Genomic DNA, 7,888 nt, shown 5'->3' on the forward strand with positions numbered 1-7,888 from the left:
GGCCCGCCACATGGCGGGCCGGGTCTTGCCTTATTTCTTGACCGGGTTGCCTTCGGCGTCGATCACCGTCACCTCGCCCAGGTTCAGCGCGCGCACGGCCGCTTCGGTCTGCTTGAGGTCACCCACCACCACCCAGGTCAGGGCCTGCGGCTTGATCTCGGCGGCGGCCTGCTGCACCTGCGCCGGGGTCATCGCTTCGATCTCGGCCTTGCGCCGCAGCACGTAGTCGTCCGGGCGCTTGAACTGCACGATCGAACCGATGGTCGACGCCACCGCACTGGCGGTCTCGTAGGCACCGGGCAGGCTCAGGGTCTGGATGTTGCGGATGCGGTTGACCTCGGCAGCGGTGGCCGGCTTGCTGCCATCGGCGAACGCGGCGATTTCCTTGCGCATTTCCGCCAATGCCGGGCCGGTCTTGTCGATCTGCACCGGCGCGCTGGCCATCCACGGGCGCTGGCCCACCGAATTGACCGCGCTGCTGCGCGCACCGTACGACCAGTGCTTGTCCTCGCGCAGGTTCATGTTCAGGCGCGAGGTGAAGTCGCCGCCGATCACGCCGTTGGCGATGTCGAAGCGGGTCGAACTGGTGGCGCTGGAAGGTGCCACCACCTGGCCGGCGAACAGGTTGGCCTGTACCGCGCCCGGCTGGTCGATCAGGAACACGCGCGGGCCCTCCGGCAGCGCAACGTCGGTGGCCGCCTTCACCTGCGGGGCCTCGCCACTGGCCTTCCAGTCGCCCAGCTGCTTGTCCAGCAGCGGCACGATCTCGGCCAGGGTGGTGTCGCCGACCACGATCAGGGTGCCGTTCTGCGGGCGCAGCCAGTCGTGGTGGAAGTCGACCAGGTCCTCGCGGGTCAGGCCGTTGATCGCCGCCTCGTCACCGCTACCGGTAAACGGAATGGCATACGGGTGGCCCTTGCCATACAGCAGCGGGGGCAGCACGCGCATCGCCACCGCACCCGGGTTCACCTTCTCCTGCTGGATGCCAGCGATCCAGCTCGCCTTGACCCGGTCGATCTCGCCCTGCTCGAAGCGCGGCTCGCGCAGCAGGTCGCGGTACAGCGCCAGCGACGGTGCCAGGTTTTCCTTCAGTGCCGACAGGTCCACGCTCATCGAATCCAGGCCGGCCGAAGCATCCAGGCTGGCGCCCAGCGCATCCGCGGCGTCGGCGAAGGCCAGCGAGCCCAGCTTGCCGGCGCCTTCGGTCATCAGGCTCATGGTGAAGTTGGCGGTGCCCGGCTTGCGGCCCTGGTCGGCACTGAAGCCGCCCGGGAACTGGTAGCTGAACTGCACCACCGGAATCTCGTGGCGCTCGGCCAGGATCACCTGGGTGCCGTTCTTCAGCGTGGCACGCTGCAGCGCCGGGAACTTCAGCTGCGGGAACTCGCGGGTCTGCGGCACGCCGGCCTTGCGGTCGACCTGCTCGGGCAGGGTGCTGTACTTGGGGTCCACCGCCGGCACGGTGAACGGCTTCGGCGCCTGGCTCGGGTCTTCCTTCAGCGCCACGCGCTCACCCGGTGCGATCACCAGGGTGTGACTGCCCTTGTCCAGCCACTGCGCGCCCAGCCGGCTCAGATCAGCAGCACTGGCCTTCTCGATGTTGGCCAGCGAGGTACGGAAGCAGCCCGGGTCGCCGGTGAACACCGCACATTCTGCAAGGGCGTCGGCCTTGCCGCCGAAGCCACCGATGCGCTCGATGCCGCGGATGAAGCCTGCGCGGGCACCGGTCTTGGCACGCTCCAGTTCGGCCGCGGTCGGGCCCTGCTTGATCAGCCGGTCCAGTTCCTCGTCGATGATCTTCTCGACCTTGGCCGGGTCCTGGCCCTGCTTGACCGTCGCCATGATCACGAAGTTCGAGCCCAACTGCGAGGTCGACAGGCCCGACGCGATGCTGTCCACCAGCTTGTCCTGGTGCTGCAGGCGCTGGCTCAGGCGCGAAGACTTCGCACCGCCGAGCACCTGCGCGAACAACTGCAGCTGATCGACCTCGGTGGTGCCGACCTGCGGCACGTTCCAGGCGCGGTAGATGCGCGCCTGCGGCACCTTGTCGGTCATCGTCTCGCGCGTGTCGGCACTACGCTTGGCCACGTTCACCGCCGGCTGCGCCATGGTCGGGCCGGCCGGGATGCTGCCGAAGTACCTGGCGACCTTTTCCTTGGCGGTGGCCAGGTCGATGTCGCCGGCCAGCACCAGCACCGCATTGTTCGGGCCGTACCAGGTGCGGAACCAGGTCTTCACGTCATCCAGCGACGCCGCGTTCAGATCGTTCATCGACCCGATCACGCCGTGGTGGTACGGGTGGCCCACCGGGTACAGCGCCTTGTTGAGCTGGTCCCAGGCCTGGCCGTAGGGCTGGTTCTCGCCCTGGCGCTTCTCGTTCTGCACCACGCCACGCTGCTCGTCCAGCGCGGCCTGGTCGATCGCACCGACCAGATGGCCCATGCGGTCCGATTCCATCCACAGAGCCATGTCCAGCGCGGTGGTCGGCACGTTCTCGAAGTAATTGGTGCGGTCGGTGTTGGTGGTGCCGTTCTGGTTGGTGGCACCCACCTGCTTGAACGGCTCGAAGAACTCGCCATCGTGGTTTTCGCTGCCCTGGAACATCAGGTGTTCGAACAGGTGCGCAAAGCCGGTACGGCCAGCCGGCTCGTCCTTGCTGCCCACGTGGTACCAGACGTTGACCGCAACGATCGGCGCCTTGCGATCGGTATGCACGATCACGCGCAGGCCGTTGGGCAGGGTGAACTGCTCGTACGGGATATCGACCTTGGCCGGTGCGGCCGGCTTGGCCGCCAGCGCATGGGAAGGCACAAGCGTGCCCAGGGCGGTGCTGAGGGCGACGGCCAGCAGTGCAGCGCGCGGGCGAAGGGCGAGAGACATATCCGGATCCTTGGTCACGAAGGTGAACCCCGATCCTAGCCTGCGCGCGCGGCGGCCGGAATCGGTCGCCAGTCACTGGGGGTGTTTGCCCAGATGACCATCCAGCCCGACGCCCAGGGGCGCTCTTGAAACGTCACAGACGCCGGCTGAAGGCGTCCGGACAGTGTCCGCGGCTTATCGAATGGACAGGTGTCCGCCCACCGGACACTTTCGGGACCGCATAAAAGCCTTGCAAATCAATAACTAAAAGTTGGCACGCGGATTGCTTGGTACTTCCTGCGCCAGGAAGGGCTTCAGACAAAAGCTGACTGAAGACTGAACAAATGCAGGAAATCGAAAATTTCTCTTGCATGCCCAGAACTGGTGTACTACATTACTACCACACCACTGCTCACTAACACTAAACAGGCCCCGTCATGAACGCCAAGACCATTGCCATCGCCATCGCCCTGATCGCCGGCACCGCGGTTGTTTCGTCGGTGCAGGCCTCCGAATCCATCAAGACCCTGTCCACCGTGCAGGTTCGCCCTGCCGCCGACCAGCTGGCCCAGAAGGCCTGGGAACAGGCCAGCGGCATCCCGACCCTGGCCACCGTGGAAGTGCGCCCCAGCGCCGACCAGCTGGCTGAGCGCAACGGCTACGTCGCCGCCCCGGTCGCCGCCGCGATGCCGATCACCACCCTGGCCTCGGTGGAAGTGCGCCCGAGCCTGGAACAGCGCGTCGCCCTGGCCGCCGAACTGGAAGCCCAGCGCTACGCCGCCACCCTGGCTGCCGCTGCCACCAACGTCGCCAACTCGGTCATCGTCAACCTGCCAGCCCTGCAGGTGCGTCCGAGCGCTGCCGACCTGCAGGCCCTGGCCACCGAAACCGCCCAGGTCCTGCTGCGCCCGTAACCGGTGCCGCCCTGCCCCGCGCAGGGCGTGCGCCGTAAAGGCGGCGGTCGTCGCAGGTACACTGCGCCGATGAATGCCGCGCCCCAGTTCCACGTGATCCTGTTCCAACCGGAAATCCCGCCCAACACGGGCAATGTGATCCGGCTCTGCGCCAACACCGGCGCGCAGCTGCACCTGGTCGAGCCGCTCGGTTTCGCACTGGAAGACAAGCAGCTCAAGCGCGCCGGCCTGGACTACCACGAGTACTCGCGCCTGCAGGTGCACCCCGACCTGGACACCGCGCTGGCGCGGATCGCACCGAATCGGTTGTTCGCACTCAGTACCCGCGCCAGCGTGCGCTACGACAGCGTGGCCTTTGAAGACGGTGATGCGTTCCTGTTCGGCCCGGAAAGCCGTGGCCTGCCGCAGGAGGTGCTCGATGCCCTGCCCGACGGCCGCCGCCTGCGCCTGCCGATGCGGCCGGACAACCGCAGCCTCAATCTTTCCAACACCGTTGCGGTGGTGATGTACGAGGCGTGGCGGCAGCATGGGTTTGCCGGTGGCGCGTAGCGCCACGCGTCTCTCTTCTGCCTGATTGTTGCTGTGGCGGGCGCATGCGTTCATGGGCGTTACTTTTCTTTCCACGCGGAAAGAAAAGTAACCAAAAGAAACGCGCCGCCGTCTGCGAGCCGGTGCTGCGCACCGGTACCCTGCGCTCCTCGGCCCGCCGGGGAACGGCGCGGAACTCGCTGCGCTCAGACACCCGCGCCTCTTCGCCCCCGCCGGACCTGCGGTGCTCGGCTCGCTTCAAGGCGGACCCGACAGCCGCGCAGTAGATCCATGCCATGCGTGGATGCGTTCCGCCTGGATCAATCAGGAGTGGGCGCCCTTGCGTTGCCCGGGGCGCGTGCACCCTACCTGGCAATGCCGGCCAGCGGCCGGCACTACCGGTGCACTCAGAACGCGTTGATGCCGGTCAGTTCGCGGCCGATCACCAGCTGGTGCACGGTCTCGGTGCCTTCATAGGTGATCACCGATTCCAGGTTCAGCGCATGCCGGATCGCCACGTGCTCGGTGGTGATGCCCGCACCGCCCAGCAGATCGCGACACTCGCGGGCGATGTCGATCGCCATGCGGCAGTTGTTCCATTTGGCCAGGCTGACCTGCTGCGGTTGCAGCTGGCCGGCTTCCTTCAGCCGGCCCAGCTGCAGCGCCAGCAACTGCGCGGTGGTGATCCGGCGGGCCATCTCGGCCAGCTTGATCTGCGCGCTCTGAGTTGCGGCCAGCGGGCGACCGAACAGCACGCGCTCCTTGGCATAGCCCAGCGCTTCATCCAGGCAGGCAATCGCCGCACCGATCGGCCCCCAGCTGATGCCGTAACGGGCCTGGGTCAGGCAGCCCAGCGGCCCCTTCAGGCCCTTCACGTTCGGCAGGCGATGGCTGTCGGGCACGCGCACGTCATCGAAGAACAGCGCGCCGGTCAGCGACGCGCGCAGGCTCATCTTGTGCTTGATCTCCTGCGTCGTGAAGCCGGCCATGCCCTTTTCCAGCACGAAGCCCTGGATGCCGTCCTCGGTCTGTGCCCAGACGATGGCCAGATCGGCCACCGGGCCGCTGGTGATCCACATCTTGCTGCCGCTGATGCGCCAGTCACTGCCGTCGCGCACCGCGCGGGTCTTCATGCTGGCCGGGTCGGACCCACCGTGCGCCTCGGTCAGGCCGAAGCAGCCGATCAGTTCGCCGCGTGCCATCGCCGGCAGCCACTGCTGGCGCTGTTCCTCGCTGCCGTACGCGTAGATGGGATACATGCACAGCGAGCTCTGCACCGAAACGAAGCTGCGCAGGCCCGAATCGCCGCGCTCCAGCTCCTGGCAGATCAGGCCATAGCTGACCGCGCCGAGGCCACCGCCGCCGTACTCGGCCGGCAGGGTCGCGCCCAGCAGGCCCAACGAGGCGATCTCAGGCACCAGTTCATCGGGGAAGCGGGCCTGGTCGAAGGCATCGCCGATGATCGGCAGCACGCGCTCGTTGGTGAAGCGGGCGACGCTCTCCTGCACTGCGCGCTCTTCCTCGTTGAGCAGGGAACGGACATCGAACAGATCGTACGGATGCAAAGCCATGGCACTCACACGCAGTCAGGACCCGGCCATTGTCGGTCATCCGCGCAGCGTTGGTGCACGGGTAGAGGCCGACCTTGGTCGGCGCTGGTATTTTCTGCCGGTGCCAACCAAGGTTGGCGACCACCGAAGCCGCGTTCGCTGCAATGCAGCAATCATGACGTGAACATCGTCGATCTAGCTCGATCACGCGCGGCCCGGTACCCTGACACATTCAAACAACCGTTTCGCCCGTGGCCGCACGCGCGATTCCCAGGCACCGCCGGTGGCCCCGATGCCGGCCCTACCCACGAGTCATGCAATCGATGAGCGCTGAAGCCAACGCCCTGCCCCCGCGTGAAGTAATGGAGTTCGACGTGGTGATCGTCGGCGCCGGCCCCGCCGGCCTGGCCACCGCGATCCGCCTGCGCCAGCGCGCGCTCGAAGCCGGCCGCGAGCTGTCGGTGTGCGTGCTGGAGAAGGGCTCCGAACCGGGCGCGCACGTGCTGTCCGGCGCGGTGATGGATCCGCGCGCGCTGACCGAGCTGTTCCCGGACTGGGCCGAGCGCGGCGCACCGCTGAAGCAGAAGGTCACCCGCGACGAATTCCTGTTCCTCAGCGAGACCGGCGCGCGCAGCACCCCCAATGCGCTGCTGCCGGAGTGCTTCCACAACGAAGGCAACTACATCATCAGCCTGGGCGAAGTGACCCGCTGGCTGGCGCAGCAGGCCGAGGCGCTGGAGGTTGCGATCTTCCCGGGCTTCGCCGCTGCAGAAGTGCTGTACGGCGACAACGGCGAGGTGATCGGCGTGGCCACCGGCGACATGGGCATCGAGAAGGACGGCAGCATCGGTCCGGCCTTCGAGCGTGGGATGGCGCTGCACGCCAAGTACACGATCTTCGCCGAAGGTGCGCGCGGCCACCTCGGTCGCCAGCTGATCGCCCGCTACAAACTGGACGAAGGCAAGGACCCGCAGGCCTACGGCATCGGCATCAAGGAGCTGTGGCAGATCGACCCGGCCAGGCATGAGCCGGGCCTGGTGGTGCATGCGGCTGGCTGGCCGCTGGACAGCGACACCTACGGCGGCGCGTTCCTGTACCACGCCGACGGCGGCAAGGTCGCCATTGGTTACGTGGTCGGCCTGGACTACAAGAACCCGTGGCTGAGCCCGTTCGAGGAGTTCCAGCGTTTCAAGACCCATCCCTCCATCCGCAAGCACCTGGAGGGCGGCACCCGCATCGGTTACGGCGCGCGTGCGATCACCGCCGGCGGCCTGCTGTCGCTGCCGAAGACGGTGTTCCCCGGGGGGGCGCTGGTCGGCTGCGAGGCCGGCTACCTCAACGCCAGCCGCATCAAGGGCAGCCATGCCGCGATCAAGACCGGCATGCTGTGCGCCGACGCCGCGTTCGACGCGCTGGCCGCCGATCGCCAGCACGATGAACTGAGCGCCTACCCGAAGGCGTTTGAAGCCAGCTGGCTGTTCACCGAACTGCAGCAGGCCAAGAACTTCAAGCAGTGGTTCAAGAAGGGCCAGACCGTTGCCACGCTGATGACCGGCGTGGAGCAGTGGCTGCTGCCGAAGCTGGGCGTGCGCAACCCGCCGTGGACCCTGCACCGCACCCAGCCGGACCACGCCTGCCTGGAGCCGGCGTCGCAGCACACCCGCATCGCCTACCCCAAGCCCGATGGCGTGCTGACCTTCGATCGTCTCAGCTCGGTGTTCCTGAGCAGCACCAACCACGACGAGAACCAGCCCAGCCACCTGACGCTGAAGGATCCGAGCATTCCGGTGAAGGTGAACCTGGCCGAGTACGCCGGTCCCGAAGCCCGTTACTGCCCGGCCGGCGTGTACGAGTTCGTCGGCGACGCCGGCGACGCGCGCCTGCAGATCAACGCGCAGAACTGCGTGCACTGCAAGACCTGCGACATCAAGGATCCGACCCAGAACATCGTCTGGGTGACCCCGCAGGGCGGCGGCGGCCCGAACTACTCGGGCATGTGATCGCCCCGGGCTGCGACCGCGTGTCGCAGCCCGGCCG

At 67.1% G+C, this 7,888-nt stretch carries 5 protein-coding genes; 3 read left to right on the forward strand and 2 right to left on the reverse strand.

Annotation, left to right across the window (positions count from 1 at the left end):
* Positions 1 to 30: 30 nt before the first annotated feature.
* Positions 31 to 2,880, reverse strand: a complete 2,850-nt coding sequence (locus tag ABGA94_RS12835; protein WP_375367459.1) for a M16 family metallopeptidase — start codon at positions 2,878 to 2,880, stop codon at positions 31 to 33.
* Between the two features lie 416 nt (positions 2,881 to 3,296).
* On the opposite strand from ABGA94_RS12835, the gene ABGA94_RS12840 reads away from it, so the two are divergent.
* Together ABGA94_RS12840 and ABGA94_RS12845 are read left to right on the forward strand one after the other, a co-directional pair.
* A complete protein-coding gene (locus ABGA94_RS12840) occupies positions 3,297 to 3,773 on the forward strand; it encodes a hypothetical protein (RefSeq protein WP_188239525.1) in 477 nt (158 codons plus the stop codon).
* Positions 3,774 to 3,842: 69 nt separating this feature from the next.
* Positions 3,843 to 4,322 carry a tRNA (cytidine(34)-2'-O)-methyltransferase gene (locus ABGA94_RS12845; RefSeq protein WP_005420795.1) on the forward strand — a complete coding sequence of 160 codons (480 nt, stop codon included), beginning with the start codon at positions 3,843 to 3,845 and terminating at the stop codon, positions 4,320 to 4,322.
* Between the two features lie 386 nt (positions 4,323 to 4,708).
* On the opposite strand, the gene ABGA94_RS12850 is transcribed toward ABGA94_RS12845, so the two are convergent.
* Positions 4,709 to 5,872, reverse strand: a complete 1,164-nt coding sequence (locus ABGA94_RS12850) for an acyl-CoA dehydrogenase family protein (RefSeq protein WP_005420799.1) — start codon at positions 5,870 to 5,872, stop codon at positions 4,709 to 4,711.
* A gap of 302 nt (positions 5,873 to 6,174) precedes the next feature.
* On the opposite strand from ABGA94_RS12850, the gene ABGA94_RS12855 reads away from it, so the two are divergent.
* Positions 6,175 to 7,851, forward strand: a complete 1,677-nt coding sequence (locus ABGA94_RS12855; protein ID WP_095378416.1) for an electron transfer flavoprotein-ubiquinone oxidoreductase — start codon at positions 6,175 to 6,177, stop codon at positions 7,849 to 7,851.
* Positions 7,852 to 7,888: the final 37 nt, after the last annotated feature.

It is taken from the genome of Stenotrophomonas sp. 3diitr2024, assembly GCF_042136455.1.
In the GTDB taxonomy this organism is placed as follows: domain Bacteria; phylum Pseudomonadota; class Gammaproteobacteria; order Xanthomonadales; family Xanthomonadaceae; genus Stenotrophomonas; species Stenotrophomonas sepilia.